The sequence below is a fragment of the Bradyrhizobium sp. 23AC genome, from assembly GCF_054863025.1.
Genome location: NZ_JAVAYN010000034.1, coordinates 1 through 20680 on the forward strand (window position 1 = coordinate 1; position 20680 = coordinate 20680).

General features: G+C 60.5%; 21 protein-coding genes and 1 pseudogene. 11 read left to right on the forward strand and 11 right to left on the reverse strand.

Annotated features, from left to right (window positions below; translation table 11 throughout):
* Together RAD10_RS39640 and RAD10_RS39645 are read right to left on the reverse strand one after the other, a co-directional pair.
* The coding region (locus RAD10_RS39640; protein ID WP_461621718.1) for a nucleoside-diphosphate sugar epimerase/dehydratase at nt 1-1127 on the reverse strand (1127 nt) is incomplete at its 3' end.
* A gap of 548 nt (nt 1128-1675) precedes the next feature.
* Nucleotides 1676-2101 (reverse strand): NUDIX domain-containing protein, encoded by a 426-nt coding sequence (locus tag RAD10_RS39645; RefSeq protein ID WP_461621719.1) that lies wholly within the window; start codon nt 2099-2101, stop codon nt 1676-1678.
* 884 nt (nt 2102-2985) lie between these two features.
* Between RAD10_RS39645 and RAD10_RS39650 the strand changes: the two genes are divergently transcribed.
* The 3 genes from RAD10_RS39650 (at nt 2986) to RAD10_RS39660 (ending at nt 5120) form a co-directional block, all read left to right on the forward strand.
* Nucleotides 2986-3555, forward strand: a complete 570-nt coding sequence (locus RAD10_RS39650) for a D-glycero-alpha-D-manno-heptose-1,7-bisphosphate 7-phosphatase (protein ID WP_461621720.1) — start codon at nt 2986-2988, stop codon at nt 3553-3555.
* Nucleotides 3556-4090: 535 nt separating this feature from the next.
* On the forward strand, nt 4091-4228 hold the full coding sequence (locus tag RAD10_RS39655; protein ID WP_461621721.1) for a hypothetical protein: 138 nt from the start codon (nt 4091-4093) through the stop codon (nt 4226-4228).
* 769 nt (nt 4229-4997) lie between these two features.
* A complete protein-coding gene (locus RAD10_RS39660) occupies nt 4998-5120 on the forward strand; it encodes a hypothetical protein (protein ID WP_461621722.1) in 123 nt (40 codons plus the stop codon).
* A gap of 376 nt (nt 5121-5496) precedes the next feature.
* On the opposite strand, the gene RAD10_RS39665 is transcribed toward RAD10_RS39660, so the two are convergent.
* Both RAD10_RS39665 and RAD10_RS39670 read right to left on the reverse strand, forming a co-directional pair.
* On the reverse strand, nt 5497-6072 hold the full coding sequence (locus tag RAD10_RS39665; protein ID WP_461621723.1) for a DUF2939 domain-containing protein: 576 nt from the start codon (nt 6070-6072) through the stop codon (nt 5497-5499).
* 328 nt (nt 6073-6400) lie between these two features.
* Complete coding sequence (locus tag RAD10_RS39670; protein WP_461621724.1) at nt 6401-6682, reverse strand: VanZ family protein; 282 nt, start codon at nt 6680-6682, stop codon at nt 6401-6403.
* Between the two features lie 133 nt (nt 6683-6815).
* Here RAD10_RS39670 and RAD10_RS39675 point away from each other — a divergent pair, with 133 nt between their 5' ends.
* A complete protein-coding gene (locus RAD10_RS39675; protein WP_461621725.1) occupies nt 6816-7916 on the forward strand; it encodes an acyltransferase family protein in 1101 nt (366 codons plus the stop codon).
* A 1892-nt stretch (nt 7917-9808) separates the two neighbouring features.
* On the opposite strand, the gene RAD10_RS39680 is transcribed toward RAD10_RS39675, so the two are convergent.
* Entirely contained in the window at nt 9809-10015 is a 207-nt protein-coding gene (locus RAD10_RS39680) for a hypothetical protein (RefSeq protein ID WP_461621726.1), read from the reverse strand.
* A 263-nt stretch (nt 10016-10278) separates the two neighbouring features.
* Entirely contained in the window at nt 10279-10707 is a 429-nt protein-coding gene (locus RAD10_RS39685; RefSeq protein WP_461621751.1) for an outer membrane protein, read from the reverse strand.
* A gap of 89 nt (nt 10708-10796) precedes the next feature.
* Between RAD10_RS39685 and RAD10_RS39690 the strand changes: the two genes are divergently transcribed.
* Nucleotides 10797-10952, forward strand: a complete 156-nt coding sequence (locus RAD10_RS39690; protein WP_461621727.1) for a hypothetical protein — start codon at nt 10797-10799, stop codon at nt 10950-10952.
* A gap of 428 nt (nt 10953-11380) precedes the next feature.
* Here the strand turns inward: RAD10_RS39690 and RAD10_RS39695 are convergent, their stop codons facing one another.
* Nucleotides 11381-11740: a hypothetical protein gene (locus RAD10_RS39695; protein ID WP_461621728.1), complete on the reverse strand. Its 360-nt coding sequence runs from the start codon at nt 11738-11740 to the stop codon at nt 11381-11383.
* 139 nt (nt 11741-11879) lie between these two features.
* Between RAD10_RS39695 and RAD10_RS39700 the strand changes: the two are divergent.
* Nucleotides 11880-12398: pseudogene (locus RAD10_RS39700) on the forward strand (porin); the annotation flags it as partial.
* A gap of 227 nt (nt 12399-12625) precedes the next feature.
* Here RAD10_RS39700 and RAD10_RS39705 read toward each other — a convergent pair.
* Nucleotides 12626-13726 (reverse strand): DUF968 domain-containing protein, encoded by a 1101-nt coding sequence (locus RAD10_RS39705; RefSeq protein WP_461621729.1) that lies wholly within the window; start codon nt 13724-13726, stop codon nt 12626-12628.
* 115 nt (nt 13727-13841) lie between these two features.
* Entirely contained in the window at nt 13842-14642 is an 801-nt protein-coding gene (locus RAD10_RS39710; RefSeq protein WP_461621730.1) for a YqaJ viral recombinase family nuclease, read from the reverse strand.
* Nucleotides 14643-14753: 111 nt separating this feature from the next.
* On the opposite strand from RAD10_RS39710, the gene RAD10_RS39715 reads away from it, so the two are divergent.
* The 4 genes from RAD10_RS39715 to RAD10_RS39730 all read left to right on the forward strand — a co-directional run bounded on the left by RAD10_RS39715 (nt 14754) and on the right by RAD10_RS39730 (nt 17044).
* Entirely contained in the window at nt 14754-14999 is a 246-nt protein-coding gene (locus RAD10_RS39715; protein WP_038949003.1) for a helix-turn-helix domain-containing protein, read from the forward strand.
* Between the two features lie 214 nt (nt 15000-15213).
* Entirely contained in the window at nt 15214-15675 is a 462-nt protein-coding gene (locus RAD10_RS39720; protein WP_461621731.1) for a hypothetical protein, read from the forward strand.
* A 267-nt stretch (nt 15676-15942) separates the two neighbouring features.
* A complete protein-coding gene (locus RAD10_RS39725; protein WP_461621732.1) occupies nt 15943-16500 on the forward strand; it encodes a hypothetical protein in 558 nt (185 codons plus the stop codon).
* The gene (locus tag RAD10_RS39730; RefSeq protein WP_461621733.1) at nt 16490-17044 is read left to right on the forward strand and encodes a hypothetical protein; all 555 of its coding nucleotides are present in this window, start codon (nt 16490-16492) and stop codon (nt 17042-17044) included. Before RAD10_RS39725 ends, RAD10_RS39730 begins: the two co-directional genes overlap by 11 nt.
* Nucleotides 17045-17251: 207 nt before the next feature.
* Here RAD10_RS39730 and RAD10_RS39735 read toward each other — a convergent pair whose 3' ends face one another.
* A complete protein-coding gene (locus RAD10_RS39735; protein WP_461621734.1) occupies nt 17252-18475 on the reverse strand; it encodes a phenylacetate--CoA ligase family protein in 1224 nt (407 codons plus the stop codon).
* A gap of 86 nt (nt 18476-18561) precedes the next feature.
* Between RAD10_RS39735 and RAD10_RS39740 the strand changes: the two genes are divergently transcribed.
* Nucleotides 18562-19716 (forward strand): AGE family epimerase/isomerase, encoded by a 1155-nt coding sequence (locus RAD10_RS39740; protein WP_461621735.1) that lies wholly within the window; start codon nt 18562-18564, stop codon nt 19714-19716.
* A 4-nt stretch (nt 19717-19720) separates the two neighbouring features.
* Here RAD10_RS39740 and RAD10_RS39745 read toward each other — a convergent pair whose 3' ends face one another.
* Nucleotides 19721-20560 (reverse strand): ABC transporter ATP-binding protein, encoded by an 840-nt coding sequence (locus RAD10_RS39745; RefSeq protein ID WP_461621736.1) that lies wholly within the window; start codon nt 20558-20560, stop codon nt 19721-19723.
* Nucleotides 20561-20680: the final 120 nt, after the last annotated feature.

Below are 20680 nucleotides of genomic sequence, written 5' to 3' on the forward strand. Positions count from 1 at the left end.
GCGGCGTGGAACACGATGTCCGGCTTGAACCCCGCCATCAGGCGCATGATGCGCTCGCGGTCGCGGATGTCGGCGATCCGCCCTTCGATCTCGGCGGCCGCGCCGCGCGCGGCGAGCGCTTCCGTGATGGCGTAGAGCGCCGGCTCGGAATTTTCCACGATCAGGAGCCGCGCGGCGCCGAAGGCCACGACCCGCTCGCAGATCTCCGACCCGATCGAGCCGCCGCCGCCGGTGACGATCACCGCCTTGCCGTTGATCAGCGCTTCCAGGCTCGCATAGTCGATCGTCTCGCTCGGCCGCAGCAAGAGGTCCTCGACCGCGACGGCCGTGAGCCGCGGCGTATCCCCGCTCTCGAGCGAGGGCATCCGGTTGACGATCACACCCAGCTTGCGCGCCCGCATCAGGATCGATTCCGGACGCGCTTCCGGCTCGAATGCCGACGGCGTCATGACGAGGCGCGCGATCGGCTTGTTGCGCTTGGCGAAATCGGCGACGACGTCCTCGACGTCGTCGATGCCCCCCAGCACCGGCACGTTGCGGATAAACTGGCCCCGATCCGAGCTCGACGGCGACAGCACGCCGACCGGCCAGATGCGCTTGATCGCCCCGCTCTCGATGCCGCGCAGGAGCACCTCGGCATCCGCGGCGCGGCCGATCAGCAACGTCGGCGCGGCCTCCTCGCCCCTGGCGTGACGCCGCACCCGCGTATAGCGGAAGTAGCGGTAGGCTATTCGCAGCGCGCTGAGGAACGAGATCTCGAGGAACCAGTAAAGGACGATCGTCACCTTGCCAAGGAAGAAGGCACCGCGGACATTGGGGGCGACGAAGATGTAATCGAGCACGAGCAGGGCGACCGTCAGCACGGTCGCGACGCGGATGATGTTCAGCGCGTCAGGCAGCGAGATGAAGCGCCACTTCGTCGTGGTCAGGTTGAAGATGAAGAACACGACCACGCTGAAGGCGAGAAAGTAGGGCAGGATCTGGAACAGCAGCGGCAGGCGGTCAAAGAAGCCGTCGCCACCCTCGAATCGCAGGTAGAAGGCAGCAAAAAGCGCCGCCGCGGTCGCCAGCAGGTCATGGAGCGCGATCAGGAAATTGCGCAAGGTGAGATGCGAAAGACGCGTCATCCGCCGACCGATGAAAATCCAGTTAGATGCAACCTGACCGCGCTGATAGCCCATCTCAGCAAGAGTTGCCAGTGCCGCGACATTGGCAAGATAGGGGCGCCTGTAACCTGACAGGAATCCGCAGCCCGCTGGCTTAAATGCGCTGCTTGCATTCCACTTTCACAATTTCAGGACGATCGGGTGGGAACCGCCTTCGGATTGCTCGCTGCGGGCAGCGGTCCACGCAACAACAGCATAAAAGACCAGGAGCTGAACACGAGGCAGATGCACTCGCCGAACGCTTTTAAGGGACTAGCCCTCTGGACATGGCGCACGATCCTGGCCCGATTTGAATTTGCCATCTAAGTGGACCAAGAAAAAGGGCCGAGTTGCGAGCGGCACAAACTTGCCAATGGCACGACGGACCGACTGGGAACTTGTCAGAAAGCTTAGCACGAAGAGCAAATCGGCCAGGCAGTTCACCTTGTGCGCTCATCCACGGGCCTGGATCCTGTTTAATTAGTTGGAAGAGCTGTTCAATCCCGGCAGATAGCCCTAAACCAATAAGCCTATAGATGATATCCAAAGCACTGGAGAGCAAAATGAGCGGAAGGAACGAGGTTATGCGCTATTTCTGAAATCGCTGAGGGCTGCATCACAAGTAGCGTTCCCTCGCAAACCATCAATCGATCGAGGGGGATATTGCGCGCGACGAAGATCTCTCCATGTACGACTCCGCCCGGCACGTCGGGATCAGGGCCATGGCGCGAAGCCAAGTGCTGAAAACTGGAGGCGGGCAAGCGACAGCCGATTTCCTCGTAAACCTCTCTTACGATACAATCCAAGAACGCCTCGTTGCCTTCGCGATGACCCCCAAACAATCCAACTTTTCCCGGATGCAGGATCCCAGGAATATTGTCACGCTGCTGCAGTAGAAGGCGCCCGTCCTGTGCAAAAAGAATGGCGGCTGCCGCTTCTCGTCGCTTACCATCCATGAGACTGCATCAGAGTACCATCTGATCGGGGGAAGAACCGACGGCCCGACGCCAGTTTATCAAACTTAGCACCAGACTATCAGGCGGACGCAAGGCAACTCACGGCCAACAATTAACATAGGTCAACATCAGGATACTTTCCAGTTTGATGTGGCGTTCACTGCAACCACTTGCATCCCAAGGCTGCTTCGCAATCAATAGCGGAGCAATTTACAATTTGACCCACGAGGCCCGCTTGTCTCCGTGGGGGTGGAGTGATTGATGATGCGATTGGCAAAGCGGCACAGTGAACTCAGCTCACCTTGCGCCCTAATGTTCTTGGCTAAGCAAACTTGAGGTGAATCAGCCGGTGGCCCAGGCCAGCAGCGCCTCGCCGTCGTCCTTGTGGGTAAGCCAGCTCAGGAGCCGGTAAAATACTTCGCAGTGCGTTCAGGAGATAAAGACGGGAGGGCGGTTCAGGACACCCTTCAGGGCTTTCCCTTCGTTCTTGGCACGATCTGTAGCTCGGTCGCAGCTGGAGGCCCTGACATAACATTAGGCACGTCCAAATCGCCCTCTCCGACGATCCCGACCTACTGTGTGCCCGCTCGCGCGCCGATACCAGGCGCGATTCAAGACCTCGGTCACGGTACCGAGCTGGGCGATCAGATCGTCCGAAAGGTCTTGCGGCTTGGTTCGCCGCGACAGGCGGACGAGGTTCTCTTGGTCGTCCCCATGATGATGCGTGCATCCGAGTCGCCGATGAAATGGCGCCGGTCGTTCGGGTTGTATCTGATGATTTGATGCTTGGGACGCAATCAAGAATGCTATCCAACCGTGCCGGATGTGTTGAAATGAAGCAGTGATTGTCGGAAGATCGGCAGTATCCCCTCTAGCGCGGGCTGATGAGCTTGATGCGTCCGGCAGTGTTTTTTGATCGTGACGGCGTCCTTAACGAGGACGATGGCTACGCTTTTGATCCGAACAAGATCCGGTGGGTTGAAGGAGCCCAACAGGCCGTCAAAGCGGTCAATGACGCCGGGTATTTTGCATTTGTGGTGACGAACCAATCAGGAATTGCGAGGGGATTTTACGAGGAGCGGCATGTTCGCAATTTGCACGAATGGATGTCGCATGAGCTTGAAAGCTTTGGCGCGCATATCGATGCGTTCGAGTTTTGCCCACATCACCCCGATGGCCTGATTGAGCGTTACCGCGTCCTCTGCAATTGTCGTAAGCCGCAGCCGGGGATGATCAAAGCCCTGCTTGAGCGGTACCCAGTTGATATCGATGCTAGCTTCATGATCGGCGACAAACAAAGGGATCTTGATGCGGCGCAAGCGGCTGGCATCGCGGCCTATCTGTTTGATGGGGCAAACCTCCATTCGTTCATCGCCCAGCTGTTAATGGACCGGTCCCCGGATCCCCCGCCTCAAATGCATTCGCGTCGCGGAGCTGCGAGGAATGAGGGTTGATGCCGTCGATTTCGCGACCGACGAATCATATCGCTAGCTAGTGCAATCCGAGGGGGAAGTTGGGGTCAAAGCGATAAATCGAAGCCAATCGCGCAAACGCAGCGAAGCGTACCGGTCCGCAAACAAGCGCTGCTGGCAAAGCAATATCGGGCCGCAACACTCGTCGGCATGGATTATCTCATTGGGCTGAAGCGGATTATGGCTCGAGTTCGATGCAGTTCTTGCCGAGGATCTGGCGCGGATATGCAAGTCGCACCTCAAGATCTGACTCAACCTAGGAGTCGGCTGGCTGCGAGTTCCTCCATCCTAGTCGTGGTTGAGGGCGCTGAACAAAAGAATGAGATTGCTGTCGAACTCGGAGCGGTATGAGAAGGCCGCGCTTTGGGCTCAAATTCTTGTAGCGGCACAACGTATCAAGATCACAAGCGGGTCGGGACCGTAGAGGCGGGATTAAGCGCGCGCGCAAGCCGGGGAACTTCGTCCGACTGGACAGCTCGCAATCCGTTGCTAGTATTTCCATAGCCTTGGAGGGCACATGAACTACATTTTCCCACTACTGGCCGTCGCCATCACCATCAGCCTTTTTGTGCTCTACGCGATGGTGCGGCAGCACTTTCGTCGATCCCGTCACACCGATGAGGTTCCTCACTGGCTTGACTCCAGCCTGAGATAGGCGCCATAGCAACTTACACCAGCCTTTCGGTAGGCGTCGGCATATGATCCAGCCGTCGCCAAATGGGGCGCATCGAAAAAACCGAAATTTCGCTTGCGTTGTCGGGCAAAACAGTGGCTTATGAGATGCTGGTCCAGCCGCTAATGGAGCCCAGCTAATGGCCGACGAATGCAAGGCTTTGTCCGACCTTCCGGAAGTAGCTAAGCTTAACGGAGAATTCCGAAGGAACTACGGGAAGCTTCTTGGAGCATTCTTATATCTGCGTTCGATCAGTGCCGCCCGTGGACGGTCCTGGTTTTGGACCGCTTTGCTTTCAGCCGTTTGCTCCGCCGGGCTGACGTGGCTGGGGAAGTGGGGTGTCTCGCTATGAGCCGCACGTGATAGGCTGGAAAACAGTCGGCTGTTGGCGGTGCATGATTTACGCCCGCGCTCTCTCAATCGAAGGGCGATGCACCTCACGACCAGGCGAGCGATTTCTCCAAGCGTGGGGCGAGATCGCTGCAAGGTGCAGACGTGCTGGCGAGGGGCCCGTTAAACCACCCCGCCGAAGTCGATGCCTTCCTTGGTGAGCTTCTCGGCTTCCTCTGATGGTCGTCAGCCACATTCTCGCCGCGAGATTCGTGGCGAAGAAAGCAGAGCTCGAGACGACTAGAGCTGCGGAAAAGAGGCGACAGCACTCCCGTAACTGGTTTTGGACCGGGGAGTGAGGTCGCCGAGAGGTGTCGGTCCTAAACTAAATGGCCTCAACCTTGAAGCTTCGGATATCCCGATGAGAATGCGATCATTTCTAAAAGCCGTATTCATCGTTCTCGGCATCTTCTTCGGATTGCTGGCGCTCGGCGTCATCACGTTCGAGGATAATGGCTCTGCCTATCTCGGCCCTCGGCACTAAAGGCGCACGGCCGTCCAGCCGCCACGCTTGACGCAAGCCTCGACCGCCGAGGCGCATTGCTCGCCGGCAGTCAAAATCCCGCGGTCTGCCCAAGATCGTTGGCGGCGGTCACCTGACCGGCCGACATCACGAAGTCACTCGGCAAAACCGAGCCGAGTTGAGACTTCCCGCTCTGTTGCTCGAGTTATAGGTCCAGACCACAATGGAACCTTCTGAGCTTTATTGACGGGGACGCCGGTGCAGGCGAGAACCTGTTCCTTCTTCATGCCCACTATCCGAGCTCGCGCGTCTTGAGCGATCTCCGCGCGCTGCAATACGCATGCGGCCACTGTCGCCGCCAGCGCTCGCCGAGCCGGGGAGGGCCGGCGCAAGCTGGTCACCGCGTCGGCAGCCGGTCAACCATATTCGCCAACACTTTTGGCGGCAGCCCAAGCCCCGAGAGCTTCCAGGTTGTCCCGTCGAGATGCATGCTGACGCTACCCGCGTCCTGACTCTCGCCAAGCCTCAACGCAAACTCGACAGGCTTCACTAGGGTGATCCGTGCGGCGAAAACGAAGATGTTCGAGACGTCGAGTTCGGCTAACGACGACATTGTCCCGAAAGTGACGTTCTCCGCGGCGTTGCGAACAGTACCGCTCTTCAAAAGGACGGAAAGGTTTTCCGGACTCATGAGCTTGATGGCGAGATCATTGGCGATGGTTGCGCCGAATGCGTTTATCGCCATTCGCTCTAACGGGCGCACCGGCCGCTTTTGGCCGAGTCGATCAAGGTAGGCGGACACAACCTGGTCGACGAGGGAATGGCGGATACGCGGCAAATCAGTTCGGGCCATAATATGAGCGGCGTCTCCGCTCCGAACGGCGGAAACCAGATCCAACGCGGAAACGAAAGCCGACCCAGCATACACCACAAGGCAGAGGAGGGCCGCAAAGGCGCCGAGGAGCCACTTCATGCAGCAGCAATCGTGGCGGCCGGGCTTTGTTCCCGGGCTACCTATCCGGTGGCGCCTTCGATGCATAGGATTGACGCGCGATTAGGCCTGTTCCGCCGTTGGTGCCGAGGCCGATGTCTAACCAATACGCCATCCCTGCGGAACGCGACACCGGCGAGGTGGTACCAAAGCGGGCACTCGCCGTCGAGCCGCCGCCGCCCTTGTGACCTGCACCGTCCGGGTGTTTTAGGCTCCGCTTCGTGGCTTCAGTGATCGGACCGACTGTTTAGGATGGAAGGCGCGTATCCAGCGCGCTTCATTGCGCGCAAAGCTAAATTGGCCAGAACTATCAAGCCGCCAATGATCTTTTCGGAGGCGTGCCGTGACGATCTGGCGTCAGCGTTTGCAAAAGCTCGAGCACGACTGCGCTACCAAGCACGATGCTGCATACGAATGTCATTCTCTGACGGTACGCGAGGCAGAATGCGAAGCCTAAAACCGCAAAAGCGGCGAGATGCTCTAACTCAGCAACGTTGCTCAGTTGCGGCCTATCGCGGATTGGAGAAAGACTAGCGTAGGTGATGAATGCAAGAGCAGCCCAGGCCACCGCGGCAGACAGTTTTTGCAACATGATGGCTCCTAAATCCGGCGCACAGCTGATTGGGCTTATCTCACTCAGCACTCGATGGAATAGGGCTCCAATTGATCTAGTAGCTCGTCGCAGAGCAACTTCTGGCAATCGTGGCGAACAACTGAGAGCCTTGATGGCGCGCAACCAACGGTATATGCAGCAGGTGGCCGCGCTGGGGGCGCAGCTTGAGTGTGGAATGATCCGTTCCCTTACCTCTTTGCGCTTTTTTTGCGCGCTTTATGTTTTCCTCTTCCACGTTCGATTTGTTCAGGAACTGCCTCCTGGACTGTCAAATCTCGTTGACAACGGTTTCACCGGCATGACGTTTTTCTTCATCTTATCCGGTTTTGTGCTTGCGATCAGCCATTGGGATCGTCCAGTCGCATATGGCAGTTTTGTATCGGCGCGCGTTGCTCGCTTATATCCCGCCTTTGCAGTTGCGTTCATCCTCTCGTATTGCGCCTACAATACCAGAGCCGCCTCGGACGCGCACGCGCTGAATCTTATTGCGAATGTCACGCTGATGCAGGCTTGGCTCCCAGGCATGTACGAGCTGGGTCTGAACCGAGGCTCATGGTCGATTTCTGTAGAGTTGTTTTTCTACCTCCTATTCCCGTTTGCATGTCTCGCTATCCAACACCGATTGCGTGATGCGAAGCTCGCCGTCTTATGGCTGGTTGGCTTGTGGCTTGCGAGCTTTCTGCCCGGCCTCGTGCAACATGTCGCGCCGCGGCCAGGGGGCATGTGGCTCTACTACGCATTCCCTCCGTTTAGGCTTGCTGAATTCCTGATTGGGATCGTCTTGGCCGTGATTTGGAAGCGAAATCTGATTGAGCCGCAACTTTCTCTGCTCTGCATATCTGGATTTGCATTCGTTGCATCGTGCTTCGCCGGTCTGACAACCAACAATCTGACGATACTCAATGCGACGGCTGTCCCATTTATTTTGGCGATCATTCACTATTCGGCTGAGAAGCGCCCTGGTTGGCTGGAATGGAAGCCTCTCGTCTACCTAGGCGAAGTCAGTTATGGGATATACATATATGGCTTCGTCACAATCCCGATGCTGATGTGGCCAATGCTACACCGCGGGTTCGATCATATGACTGTGCTCATCACCGGCCTCTTATCTACGTTAGGGCTGGCTGTGATCAGCTACCATATTCTCGAGCAACCGGCTCGCGTCTTCGTGCGAAACTACACATCGCGGACATCGAGAGTTCCGGCGGAATAGCCAGACCATGCAAACCCTTGGCAGCGTTGAGCTCAGAGATGAGCGCGCCCAGCCCGTCGGCCAATACTTTTTCGGAAAGGGGCAGGGTTGAACCATCTTCTTATTTGGGAAATACGAGGGGACCTTGAAGCCTCACGTTGAATGCCAAGCCTTCATCGATGGCGTGCTTGCAATTATAGGCGAGCCGAGCGGCCAGCCCAATAGCTGACCGAAGAGGATGAGCTGGAAGGGCGTCGCCGCCTCCCATCAGGCAGGAGGTAAAGGCTCCTGCCAGGATGGACGGGTTTCGTTGGGCGAACGTCGGAGAGAACAACGGCGGCTGCAGGTCATTTTCGCTCATCCCAACGACATTCTCCTCCGATTGCCTAGCAATCGCACACAGGTGAGAAGCTCGCTGATCGCAACCGGTTAAGGTCGCCAGTAGACCTCTAGCACCGCGGATGGTCAGTGTGAAGGCGAACCGCAACCTGTCGCCCAGTTGACTCCCGTTTTTGCTGAACTGACATCGTCAATTGCCAGATATAGCCTTCTGGAAGAAGCCGCCTTCGCGTCGAGGAAAGATGAAACGAGCGCTTGCCATTGCGTTACTAATAATTCTCCCAACGGCGTGCCTACACGCCGGTTCAACAATCGTCGGCGCCGGCTCGCAATCTTGCACCAGCTGGATGAATAGAAGGAAGAACCCGGTCGTCAAGGCAGCATTCGAATCCTGGGTTGTGGGCTTCGTTAGCGGGCTAAATGTCAGTGCTGAGAAGGACATCATCGGCGGTGGTGATTTCACCGCCATAGTGGCTTGGATGGACCGGCGTTGTATGTCCCATCCTATGGATCAAATTGGAATTGCGGCTCTAGACTTGGCGATGGAGTTAGCGGGTCAGACGTCCAATCGCTAAGGCCAGGCTGCGACCTCTCATTTCAGGCAGTTAGATCCTAAAGCTGTTCCCGAAGGCGTGCGCAAGCGAGCGCGTCCTGATTTCCTTAATCTGCAGGATACCCTGACAGATGATGTGGAAAGTTTAGGTGCGCACCTCCTTCAGGGATCTCCCAGTCCGTCCAGCGTCCGTTGAAGCTCGCGGAAGCAATTCGGCCCGATCCTTACGGCTAGCTCCTCCTCGCTTTCGGCAATCGCCGGTCGCAAGCGACCTAACAGTTCGGCGCCGGCTTCGGTCAAATAAAGTAGCGCCATCGATAGCTATTGCGCGATGGCTAGCTGATTGGCGCCTGGATTGGCTTTGATCAACGATAGGACGAAGAATTGCGACGGGCCGATCTGCAAGGCGGCAAGCCGCCCGGCTGATGTCTTTAAACCATTAGCTGGGTTCGCCGGTAGAGTGATTGAGACATATCTCGGAGGGAAGCAGCCGGCGGAACGGATTTGTCGCTGCGCTGTTGCGCCACGGCTTTACTTCGGGTGCAGTCTGCTGGACTCTGTTGGCCAGCCATCCGTCACCGCGCAGGTCTCCATTCATTGGGACAATCCTCACAAACGCGGGGCAGGAGCATCCGACTGGGTCGTCCGCCTCGATTGCAGAGTGTGTCGCAGAGCATCCGTTAATCATCGAGCCGGCGAAGCGCCGCACGGCCGAGGCGAGCAGCTTGGGAACTGCGGGAAACTTTTGGGAGCTTTCTTGTAAATGCGTTTGATCCGCGCCGCCCGCGGACGGTTCTCGTTCTTGACCGCGCTGCTGTCGGCGGTTTACTCCGCGGCGCTTACGTCGCTGGGGAGGCGGGGCATCTCGCTATCAGGTGCAGACGAGAGGCTGGACGAAACTGGCCAATTGAGGGGCATGATCTGTCCCGCGGTCTCGTCGCCGCGGAAAGTCAACGGGCGTGCAACTCACGACCAAGCGAGCGATTTCTGCAAGCGCCCACATGAGCACTCCAGAGGCCGGTCAAACCACGCCGCCGAAGTCGATGCCTTCTTTTGCGAGTTGTTCAGCTTCCTCGGCGGACGCAACTGGTTTCGTATCAAGGTAGGGATGCTCAGAAGCCGGCAGGATGGTGCGGATGTTCTGGCCATCCGCGCGCGTGATGCGGGCAACCCAGCCCCGCGGGCCGTGCTCAAATCGCTCGATGTGGTACTGCTTGTACGTGATCATGACTCTTGAACGCAACTGACCTGAAGCTGGCCCTTTTAGCCACAGTGATGCCGCCGCACAATAGGCCTTAAAGCCGAGTCAAGATCTCCACCGTGAACCGAGTCCTTTGGATCAAGGTTCAAAGGGAAGCCCGCCGGCCCGAATTTAATTAGCGCGGCTGCGAGCCGATGTCCGCTATCCGACGCTTTGCGGAGATGACCGCGCGTCGATATCTGAACTCGGGTCGCTGAAGGCCATAAGAATGCTAGACCCTCAGGAGCTGCTCACCAACGGACAACAAAAAGCCCCGGACGACGCCGGGGCTTTGAGTTGCTGATTTTGATCAGCTTGGGCAGATCATTATTTCGCGAGCACCGGGCCGCCGAGCGATAGCTGACACCCGCACGCACGGTGTGAAACACCGGATCGTGTTCGTACGAGAAACCAGGGAACGAGACGGTGGAGTTGTTCCGGAAGGTGCCGAAATCGGTGTAGCGATACTCAACACGGGTCGACCAGTTGGGCGTGAAGCCGTATTCCCAGCCTGCGCCGACAGTCCAGCCGGTGCGGGTGGTGGAGACGGTCTCGAACAGCGCGTTCGCGAGCACGTAGGTGTGGTCCATATCCCCCCAGGCCGCACCACCGGTCACGTAAAGCAGCGAATTGTTGAAAGCTACACCGAGGCGACCACGGATAGAGGCCTGAGCATCGATCCCGGAAGTCCGTGCCGTTCAGGTTTGCCAGGCGATAACCGCCCTTGACGTCGGCGCCTTCTATGTCGCCCTCGGGACCGGAAGACGAATTGGCCAAACTGCCAGTTGTAGCCAATGTGACCACCGCCAACGAAGCCATCAGCGTTGAAGCCTTGGACGAAGCCAGTGGGGGCGCCCGTTGCGGTGACGAACTCACGGGTGCTGTTATCACCCCAAGCCGCCGGCTGATGTCTTTTAAACATTAGCTGGGTTCGCCGGTAGATGGGACATATCTCGGAGGGAAGCAGCGCCGGCGGCACGGATTTTGTCGCTGCGCTGTTGCGCGACGGCTTTACTTGGGGCGCAGTCTGCTGGATTCTTTTGGCGAGCCGTCTGCCACCGCCCTGGCTGCTTTCATTGGTACGATCCTCACAAGCGCGGGGCAGGAGTATCCGAGCGGGGGGCCGCCTCCATTGCAGAGTGTATCGCAAAGCATCCCGGTCGCAACGCGAGCGGCACCTTGCAGGCTGCCGGCAATTGATCATCGAGCCGGCGGAGCGTCACATGGCCAAGGCGAGCAGCTTGGGAACGGCGGGAAGCTTATGGGAGCTTTCTTGTAAATGCGTTCGATCAGCGCCGCCCTTGGACGGTCCTGGTCCTCGTTATCTCTCTTCGAAGACTGGCGGCGGTTATATCAGCCTATGGAAATGCAGGGGTAGAACAGACCCCCTTGCAGCTGAATCTCAAGAAACCTCCCGGCGACGTCCTTCCGGATCTGTGCCGAAGAATGTCTAGGCAGGCTCAGATTTCCTGCACTGTGGATCACGAGGCCAGCGACAATCCGCTTGAGAAGAACGGTGATGTTCACTCTTCTAGCGTAGCGTCGCTCCTGATCGGAAGAGAGGCCTTTGATTTCTTGGACAAGATCGAGCAGCCCTGCTTTTAGCTCGTCGCCTGCTTGGTCGAGCAATGCTGGGTGAGCCAGAAAAGCAAGAACGGTGATCTCAAGGTCTTTGTATGTCCAGGCGGAGCGGCTACAGGCGCCATCACTCAAGACCTGCTCACATATGAGCACCTGCACATTCGAAATCCGATGGAAGATGACTTTGCTGCCGCAATAGGCACACAAGCATAGGTCACCGAAGATGTTAGCGAGATCATTTCCTTTGCGCCCACGATGCGCCAGATTCTGTTATAACTTCCAGAACTTGGCGGGTGGCAGCTACTCGATGTTCGGCAACTCGGGCGTTGCCTACCAGAGCGTCGGCTTTGCCTATGCTCCGGACACCGTGTTCACCTCGGCAGGCGGTGGCTCGTCGCAGGAGTCCGTGAAGACCTGGGGCTTCCGTGGTGCCTACACCCACAACTGGGATCCCTACTGGAACACCGCGCTGTACGGTGCCTACGCTCAGGCACAGTTCGGCTCGCTGGCTAAGACGAGCCTTTGCGGTGTCGGTGGTACGTTCGCGATCGCTGGCGTGACCTCGTGCAACCCCGACTTCGCCATCGGCCAGGTCGGTATCATCACCCGCTGGACCCCGGTCAAGAACCTCACGTTCTCGGCCGACCTGAACTGGACCCATCTGGACCAGAAATACGCGGGCATCTTCGCTTACGGCGGTTCGGGCACGACGGCCAAGCCGGCCGCTGCGTACGAGCTGAAGGATCAGGACACCATCACCCTGCTCCTCCGCGCTCAGCGCAACTGGTAAGTTCGCTCTAACGAACCCATTGGAGCTCTTGGTAGGAAACTACCGAGGGCTCCTCAGAGCCCTCGGCGGGAAACTGCCGAGGGCTTTGGTGTATTCGATGCATCCGAAGAGGCGTCTTGGACCCGGATTTGTGAGATTCGAAGCGTTTGGCGAGCTTTCTGCGCGAGCTCGGCGACGTCCATCGCCAACAAGCACGATCGGCAGCTCTAAAGCGCCTGCAGGTGCGGCTACAACGGGTGCGTTGTCAGCCAAAGCCTGCGGGCCACTTCTAACGGCTCGATGGCTAACCGCAACCACCACTCGACTTCGTTGCTTGCTCGATGCAACTCCCGGTGATGGGCGCGGCAGAGCGGCACGGTGAATTCGTCGCTCACCTTCAAGCCAAGGCCCCTGGGCTGCGCGAACCGTAGGTGGTGCGGATCGGACGGGCTCCGGCCACAAGCGAGGCAGGGCTGCTTGGCGACGAACCGCAGGTGTTCGCGATCGCGGCGCCGCTGCAATTTTCCGACGCGAGCCCAGCCGGCAGCGCCATCCTTGTCCGCCGCGTCCGGGCTCGTGGATTGTTCGACTTGCAGCCGGGTGAGCCGGTCCTCGAGAGCTTCGCCAAGCCGCTGGGCCCCCTGGACTGTGAGTGTGTTCGCCTGCTGCCACACCCGCTGTGCCCAGTGGTCGATGTCCTCCACATTGGCAAGCGACTGAAGTTCGGCGAGCAGGCGCGCGGCCATCGCTTCAGAAGTTTTGGGTTCCGCTGCGGGGGCCGCGGCCTGACCGGCGGGGGCACGTTTCGTTGCTGCGCGCCAGGGCGCGTGGGCTTTGGCCGTGGGCAGAGGCGAGCCAGGCGGGGCCACTCCGGGACGAGATCCAAATTCATCAGCCGGCGGGTTGGATGCGGGCCTGATGGCAAGATCCGGTGCGTCGAAATCATCTTCGCCGGCAATCCCAATCAACGTGAACAGCGCGTACCGCCGCGCGTAGGTTAGCGCTGCGCCCATCCGATGCGGCGCGGCGATGTCGGCGATGGTGCAGACCGGCCAGTCTGACGCAATCCATTCGCCTGAGCTGTGGAGCAGGGCGGTGGTGAGCCGGATCAGCCCGCTCTCCGGCTCAAGCGCCGTGGCCTGCACCGTGGCAATCTCCTGTTTGCTCAAGCTCTTGCGCGCAATCTCAAGTCCGCGCGCCAACGACGCATAGCGGAAGCTGTGGCATTCGCCGTTGGGGAAGGGCCCAGGCAGCGTCGCCGTGAGCAACTTTTCCGGGTTTTCCAGCTCGGCCTGTGCGCGGGCGAGCGCGGCAGCGACCTGATTGATGCTCTGGCTTGATTGATACATGGTTCTGCGCCGGTTAGCTTAAGGCGATGCGGTGAAGCGGTCTTGCGCGCTCGGCCGCAGCTCTCACCGTTCGGCCAAACAACCGAGACGGGGCTGTGGCGTCCTCAGGCGCCAGCTATGGACGCCCGGTCAGCTCAAAGCTGACCGCGCCGGATTTCGACCGCTTGGCACGTACCCCGTGGCCGGTTGCTTCTCGGGCATCTTCCGGCACGAGGGCCTTCAGTTCGCTTTTCGCCCGTTCATGGTCGATCGCCGCGTCACGCGTGCGGCGAAACACCTCCGCCAAAGCAGCCCATGCGTTGGAGGCGCTCATGTCCACCGCGCGCACCGCTTGCAGGCGCGCTCTCGGCGGCTCGATGCCGAACAGCCGGGGCGGCTCTCCGTTCGCCACACAGCGCCAGAATTTTTTCTCTGCGGTCAGCAGCAGGTGCTGGTAGAGAGGATCGGCGCCGACCGTCATCTCCACCCACTTGCCGCCGCCGGTAATGACCGACAACACCGCCGTCCGCGATGCCGTCACCCACATGTTGTGCTGCAGCTGCGACATGTGCTTTTCCACCGCGAGCTCTTCCGAAAAATTCCACGGCAGCATAAATTTGGCCTCGAACACCGCGCCCGTGGCTTCGATTCGGCCGTCGAGCGTGGCGGCCATCCAGCGGTGAAGTGGATGGAAGAACTGCCGCTGCACCTCGCTCACCTTGTGCCCGGTGTGGGTCTCGTACCAGTGCCGGTTGAGGGGCTCGGTGACCGAGCCGAGCCGCACCACCAGATCATTGGCCAAGTCTTGGGGTTCCCGTTCGCCGCGCTTCTCCTGCCACAGCCTCAGCAAGGCAGCCTCATCGACGCCCATGATGATCTTTGCGTCCGAGCCGCCGATGAAAGCGCGGCGGCTTGGCGGAAATGTTCGGCTATCCATCACATCCTCCATAAATATCTTTTTTAAACAGAAACGATCTTATCAGACAGTAACGATAAATCAATCTTTTTTCGACAGAAACAGCGAAAACAACGCCATGGTGACATGCCGATGATCACGCCGGAGCAATGCCGGGCCGCGCGAGGATTGCTGGACTGGAGCCAGCAAAGATTGGCCGACGAGGCGCAGGTCGGGATTGTCACCGTCCGCCAGCTCGAGGCCGGTTTCACTCAGCCGCGGCGCGCGACCCTGATCGTCGTGCGGCGAACCCTCGAGGCGGCCGGCGTCGAGTTCATCGACGAGAATGGCCGCGGCGTCGGTGTCAAGCTGCGCAGTGGTCGCCGCGATCCCGGGTGAGGAGTCCTGAACCCGCTCAATTGGTCAGGAGCGCCGCCGGCCAGCCTTGCTCGCGCTTGCGAGTCCGGGATCGAGCGCCAGTTCGGCGCGCAAGCGCGCAAACTTCAATCGATATCGCTCAAGAGATTCCGCAGATTGAACCGAGTTCTCATAAGGCGCGCCTCGATCGTGTGGGGCGCTTGGTCCAAAATAATCCGGGGCAGCGCTGGCCGGAATGGGCTTCAGCCTGGGATGGAAATACGGCGCGATCGTTGCGGCGATCCTTTGGCGCGTCATTGGCGGGAGACGCTCATCGTTCATGAACTCGAGCAGGCGTGTGAGCGGATCGGGAGCCGCGAAGTCTTTTCCAATCATCGTTGGTGGGCGGAAGCTGAAAGCTTTGATGGATGATCGGCTCGATGGCGTCGGTAAGGACACCTTCGGCAGGGCTGCTTTCGGCAATGACGGCTTCGGCAAGGAAGGGGGCGGCTTCGTTGACGACCGTTTCGGCAATGATCGCTTCCGCAATGATCGCTTCGGCACCAGGTCCTCCCGACAGCGCGTATCGTGCTGTTGCTGCCCTCTGTTAGTTGGGTTGAATTTCCGAGGATGCAAATTTTTTTTAACGGAATCCCTTTGCGCGCCGGGTTTTTTCCGCTACGGGGGGATTCTGACCCTGCTTTTTTTTCCTGTTTGACCTCGGACTTGCGCCGCAACGCGCAGAGAAAAGTCGAGCCCGCCCGCTACCCCTTACGCGGCGGCCGGAACGACAGGCCACGCCGGCTAGCAAGTCCCGCGAAGGAGTTAAAGGAACATGGGAATAAGGCTTACAGCGAAGAACCGACTGGGCTGATCAATTCATCGGGAATGCTTTCAAGGCGTTGCGCGCTCAAAGGTGCTGGCCGGCTAAAGGTGCATCTCAAACTGGTGTCGCCATGCGTTCAACCAAGCGGAGGATGAGCCGATGAGCCGATCGGATCAGGGTGCCCAGCTCGCACTCGTCTATGAGCCGCGCTTGCTGCCGTCTGAATCCCAGGCCCACTTTAGGATGATGCGTGACGCGATTGTTGCGAAGCTCAGACCGAGATGCGCCATTGAGCAGATGTGGGTCGGCGAGATCATCCATGGCGAATGGGAAATGCAGCGACTTCGGGGATTCAAGGATCTGATCGTTATTTCCGCCCGCGGTCCGGCACTGAAAAACCTGTTGAGCATCGCGCTAAATGCCAGCGGCGCTGCCGACATCGATGATTTGGCGGAGCGGTCAGTTACCAACAAAGCGGTGCGCAACAAAGTCACAAACATCTTACGCAAACACGGGATGTCGGAGGCTAGTATCGATGCGGAGGCCTTTCGCCATTGCTTGCTTGAGATGGCTGAGACCAATCGCCGGTTGGCTGAACTGAGTTCGCGCCGCGACAAAAACCTGCAGCAGCTTGAGGACTACCGGGCCGGCTTGGCGAGGCCCACGCATCCGGCCGAAGGCACCGATGTCATGATCAGTGGCGACGATGGCGACTGAACGTCAGATCGCGGCCAACAGGCGGAACGCGCAGAAGAGCACGGGGCCGCGAACGGCGGCGGGTAAGCGGCGGGCGGCGGGCAACGCCCGCCGCCATGGCCTCAGCATTGTCATCGGCAGCGCTGCGGATGATGAAGCCGTGAAATCCCTGGCTCTAGCCATCCTTGCGGGCAGCAGCGCTCCAGAGCTTCTGGAAGTGGCCTGCAGCGCGGCGCGCGCCTACCTCGAGCTCGCCCATATCCGTCAGATCAAAGCCGACCTCATCCAGCGCATGCTAGAGTTCGGCGCCGCGGGGCCGGGGCTCATGCGTGCGCGCCTGGCCGAGGCGCGCCACCTGCAAACGCTATTGCGGCGGCAATGGCAGAAACCAGAGCGGCTCAAACCGGTATCCGTGCCCTCGGAAACTGAGCGCCAGGCCGAGGTCGTGCGTCGGCTGCTGCCAGAGCTGCGCAAGCTCAACCGCTACGAGGCGCGGACCTATGCGAGGTGGGATCGCGCGTTGTCCGAGGTCGCGGGGCTGAACACGGTAAGGGAGCATCAATGAAGCCACATGCCTGCGCAGAACGAACCCAATCAAGTCGACAAATCAGGCCTTTGAGGTGGGCGCCGCGCCATGAACCCGCTGAGGTGCGCCCGCGTGGCGCGGTGCGCGCCCCAGTGCCAGAAATTGCTTTCATGCGATCGGCCGCTCCCCGCGCTGTCCTGCAGAATCCCTGTTCACAGGAAACTGAGGTTTGGGGGTAAGGGCGTCTTAGCGTTCGTCCGCAATCACCTTGCCGTCGTTCGGCAGCGCGCCGGGACTGACGAACTCGACGCTTCCGCCGAGTTTCGTCACGGCCCGCAAGCTGGTCGCAATCTCCTCGCGCAGGGCGTCACTCGTGGCCGCCGTTTCCGCTTTCAGCGTCATCGCGTCGGCCTCGCCCTGTCGCGTCACGACGAGGCGCAGTCTTCCGAGCGCGGAATGACGCTTGCCGATCTCGGCGATCTGTTCGGGGCGGATGAACATGCCCTTGACCTTGGTGGTCTGGTCGGCACGGCCCATCCAGCCCTTGATGCGCATGTTGGTGCGCCCGCACTTGCTTGGGCCCGGCAGTGCTGCGGTGAGGTCGCCGAGGGCGAGCCGGATCCAGGGATGGTGCGGATCGAGCGACGTCACCACGATCTCGCCGACGTCGCCCGGCGCAACGGGATCGCCGGTGCCGGGCTTGACGATCTCCATGATCAGATCCTCGTTCACGACCATGCCCTCGCGCGCCTCGGTCTCGAACGCGATCAGGCCGAGGTCGGCGGTGCCGAAGGCTTGGTAGGCATCGATGCCGCGCGCCTTGATCTCAGCCTGCAGCGAGGGCGGGAACGCCGCGCCAGAAACCAGTGCGCGCTTGATCGAGGAGACGTCCCGTCCCGAACTCGCTGCGGCATCGAGCAATATCTTCAGGAAGTCCGGCGTACCGCTGTAGCCGACCGGGCGGTAGGCCTCGATCAGCTCGAATTGCTGTTCGGTGTTGCCGGGCCCTGCCGGGATCACGGCGCAGCCGAGCGCACGCGCCGAGGCATCGAAGATGAAGCCGCCGGGGGTGAGATGGTAGCTGAAGGTGTTGAGGACGATGTCATCGGGTCGGAACCCGGCCGCGAACAACGCCCTTGCGCCGCGCCAGGGATCGGCCTGCCGCCCCTCCGGTTCGAAAATGGGCCCTGGGGAGGTGAAGAGGCGGGCAAACGACCCCGGTGCCGACGCCACGAAGCCTCCGAAGGGCGCCGAGGCCTTGTGCAGGGCGGGCAGTTCCGACTTGCGCAGTACCGGCAGGCCCGCCAGTGCCTCCCGGGAGGTCACTGCGGCGGGATCGAGGCCTCTCAGCCGCTCGGCATAGGCCGGGGCGGCCATCGCGGCTCGCAGCACCTCTGGCAGGCGGGAGAACAGATCGGCCTCGCGGGCGGCTTGTTCGCGCGTCTCGCGGGCATCGTAGTGGGCGGTCATGGCTGTTCTTTCCGTGTTGGCATCCGTTGCGCGCCGCCGCTGGCGTGGGTATCAGACGGCCATTGGCGAGGCCTGGAGAGGACGCGATGGCGGACGAAGGAATCATTGCGGCAGAGGAGGCGACGGACGTCGTCGCCCGCCTGAAGCGCCGCATGATCGAGGAGGCGCTGCCGCTGTGGTCGACCGTCGGCTGGGATCCTGCCGCAGGCGGTTTCATCGACCGGCTGCACCCCGACGGCGCGGCAGACCCAGTCGCGCCTCGGCGCGTGTTCGTGCAGGCCCGGCAGATCTATTGCTACGCCAAGGCCGCACAGATGGGCTGGTACCCTGAGGGCCGCGCCATCGCGCTGAAGGGGCTGGAGCATCTGCTCAGCAAAGCCAAAGCGCCCGATGGCCGGCCCGGCTATGTGCACCGGCTGACGCCGGAAGGTGCGGTGCTGGACGGCCGGCGCGATGCCTACGACCACGCCTTCATCCTGTTTGCGCTCGCGGCCGTCTACGCGCTCGACCAGGATGCGCAGGTTCGTGCCGAGATCGACGCGCTGCTCGCTTTCCTCGACGGCCATCTCCGCTCGCCGCATGGAGGCGTGCACGAAGGCCTTCCGGTGTCGCTGCCGCGCCGGCAGAACCCGCACATGCATCTGTTCGAGGCGATGATCGCGTGTTTCGAGGCGACCCACGACCTGTCGTTCCAGAACCGTGCCGGCGAGTTCTTCGCGCTGTTCCTGGCCAATCTCTACGACAAGCGGAAGTGTGCGCTCGGCGAGTATTTCGAGGAAGACTGGTCGAAGATCGAGCCGGTCAGCGTCGAGCCCGGCCACCAGGCGGAATGGGTCTGGCTGCTGAAGGGGTTCGAGCGCATCACAGGATGCCCGACCGGTCAGCGTCGTGCCGAGTTGCTTGCGACCTCGATGCGCTATCGCGACGAGGCCACGGGCTGTTTGATCGACGAAGGCGATGACACCGGCAATATCCGCCGCAGCACGCGCCGGCTGTGGCCGCAGACCGAGATCGCGAAGGCGTGGATCGCGCAGGCCGAGTCCGGCGAGGCGGGCGCAGCGGACGAAGCGCGTGCGACGCTGGTGCGGCTCGAACGGCATTATCTCAGCCATCCCGTGAGGGGCGGCTGGTACGACCAGTTCGATCGCGACGGCAAATCGCTGATCGACACCATTCCTGCGTCGTCGTTCTATCATGTTCTCTGCGCGGTCACGGAAGCGGAGCAGGTGCTCGAACCCTAAAAGTTCAGAGCCAGCGCTTGCGCCGCTTGAAGCTCTTGAGGTTCTTGAAGCTCTTGCGCTGGTCGCCGGCGCCGCCGAGGTAGAATTCCTTGACGTCCTCGTTGTCGCGCAATTCGTCGGCGGTGCCGTCGAGCACGACCTTGCCCTGCTCCATGATGTAGCCGTGGCTCGCCACCGACAGCGCGGCGCGGGCGTTCTGCTCGACCAGGAGGATGGTGACGCCGAGGTCGCGGTTGATCTTCTGGATGATCGAGAACACCTCTTTCACCAGCAGCGGCGACAGGCCCATCGAGGGCTCGTCCATCAGGATCATCTTCGGGCGCGCCATCAGCGCACGACCGATCGCGAGCATCTGCTGCTCGCCGCCGGAGAGATAGCCGGCAAGGCCGGTGCGTTCCTTCAGGCGCGGGAAATAGTTGAACACCATGTCGAGATCGGCATCGACCTCGCGGTCCCTGCGGGTGAAGGCGCCGAGCTTGAGGTTCTCCAGCGAGGTCATGTCGGCGACGATGCGCCGGCCCTCCATCACCTGGAAGATGCCGCGGCGGACGATCTTGTCGGGGTCGATGCCGTTGATCCGCTCGTTCTCGAACACGATTTCGCCGCGTGTGACTTCGCCGTCCTCGGTCTTGAGCAGCCCCGAGATCGCCTTCAGCGTCGTCGATTTGCCGGCGCCGTTGGCGCCCAGGAGCGCCACGATCGCGCCCTTGGGTACGTCGAGGCTGAGGCCGCGCAGCACCAGGATGACGTCGTCATAGACCACCTCGATGTTGCGCACGGCGAGGAGGGCGGCGGGAGCCACGGCGGTGGGAGTGGTGCGAGTGGCTTCTGCGATCTGACTCATGGTTCAAAACTCCGCTGTCGTCGCCCGGCTTGACCGGGCGACCCAGTATTCCAGAGACGCCTGACGTTCCCCGAGAGGCCGCAGCGTACTGGATCCCCCGCCTTCGCGGGGGATGACAGT

Bases quoted from the DNA above. Each gene is read 5' to 3' on its own strand.
- RAD10_RS39645 (WP_461621719.1), bottom strand. From the start codon at position 2,101: ATGGATGGTAAGCGACGAGAAGCGGCAGCCGCCATTCTTTTTGCACAG.
- RAD10_RS39650 (WP_461621720.1), top strand. From the start codon at position 2,986: ATGAGCTTGATGCGTCCGGCAGTGTTTTTTGATCGTGACGGCGTCCTT.
- RAD10_RS39655 (WP_461621721.1), top strand. From the start codon at position 4,091: ATGAACTACATTTTCCCACTACTGGCCGTCGCCATCACCATCAGCCTT.
- RAD10_RS39660 (WP_461621722.1), top strand. From the start codon at position 4,998: ATGAGAATGCGATCATTTCTAAAAGCCGTATTCATCGTTCTCGGCATC.
- RAD10_RS39665 (WP_461621723.1), bottom strand. From the start codon at position 6,072: ATGAAGTGGCTCCTCGGCGCCTTTGCGGCCCTCCTCTGCCTTGTGGTG.
- RAD10_RS39670 (WP_461621724.1), bottom strand. From the start codon at position 6,682: ATGTTGCAAAAACTGTCTGCCGCGGTGGCCTGGGCTGCTCTTGCATTC.
- RAD10_RS39675 (WP_461621725.1), top strand. From the start codon at position 6,816: ATGGCGCGCAACCAACGGTATATGCAGCAGGTGGCCGCGCTGGGGGCG.
- RAD10_RS39680 (WP_461621726.1), bottom strand. From the start codon at position 10,015: ATGATCACGTACAAGCAGTACCACATCGAGCGATTTGAGCACGGCCCG.
- RAD10_RS39705 (WP_461621729.1), bottom strand. From the start codon at position 13,726: ATGTATCAATCAAGCCAGAGCATCAATCAGGTCGCTGCCGCGCTCGCC.
- RAD10_RS39710 (WP_461621730.1), bottom strand. From the start codon at position 14,642: ATGGATAGCCGAACATTTCCGCCAAGCCGCCGCGCTTTCATCGGCGGC.
- RAD10_RS39715 (WP_038949003.1), top strand. From the start codon at position 14,754: ATGATCACGCCGGAGCAATGCCGGGCCGCGCGAGGATTGCTGGACTGG.
- RAD10_RS39720 (WP_461621731.1), top strand. From the start codon at position 15,214: ATGGGCTTCAGCCTGGGATGGAAATACGGCGCGATCGTTGCGGCGATC.
- RAD10_RS39725 (WP_461621732.1), top strand. From the start codon at position 15,943: ATGAGCCGATCGGATCAGGGTGCCCAGCTCGCACTCGTCTATGAGCCG.
- RAD10_RS39730 (WP_461621733.1), top strand. From the start codon at position 16,490: ATGGCGACTGAACGTCAGATCGCGGCCAACAGGCGGAACGCGCAGAAG.
- RAD10_RS39735 (WP_461621734.1), bottom strand. From the start codon at position 18,475: ATGACCGCCCACTACGATGCCCGCGAGACGCGCGAACAAGCCGCCCGC.
- RAD10_RS39740 (WP_461621735.1), top strand. From the start codon at position 18,562: ATGGCGGACGAAGGAATCATTGCGGCAGAGGAGGCGACGGACGTCGTC.
- RAD10_RS39745 (WP_461621736.1), bottom strand. From the start codon at position 20,560: ATGAGTCAGATCGCAGAAGCCACTCGCACCACTCCCACCGCCGTGGCT.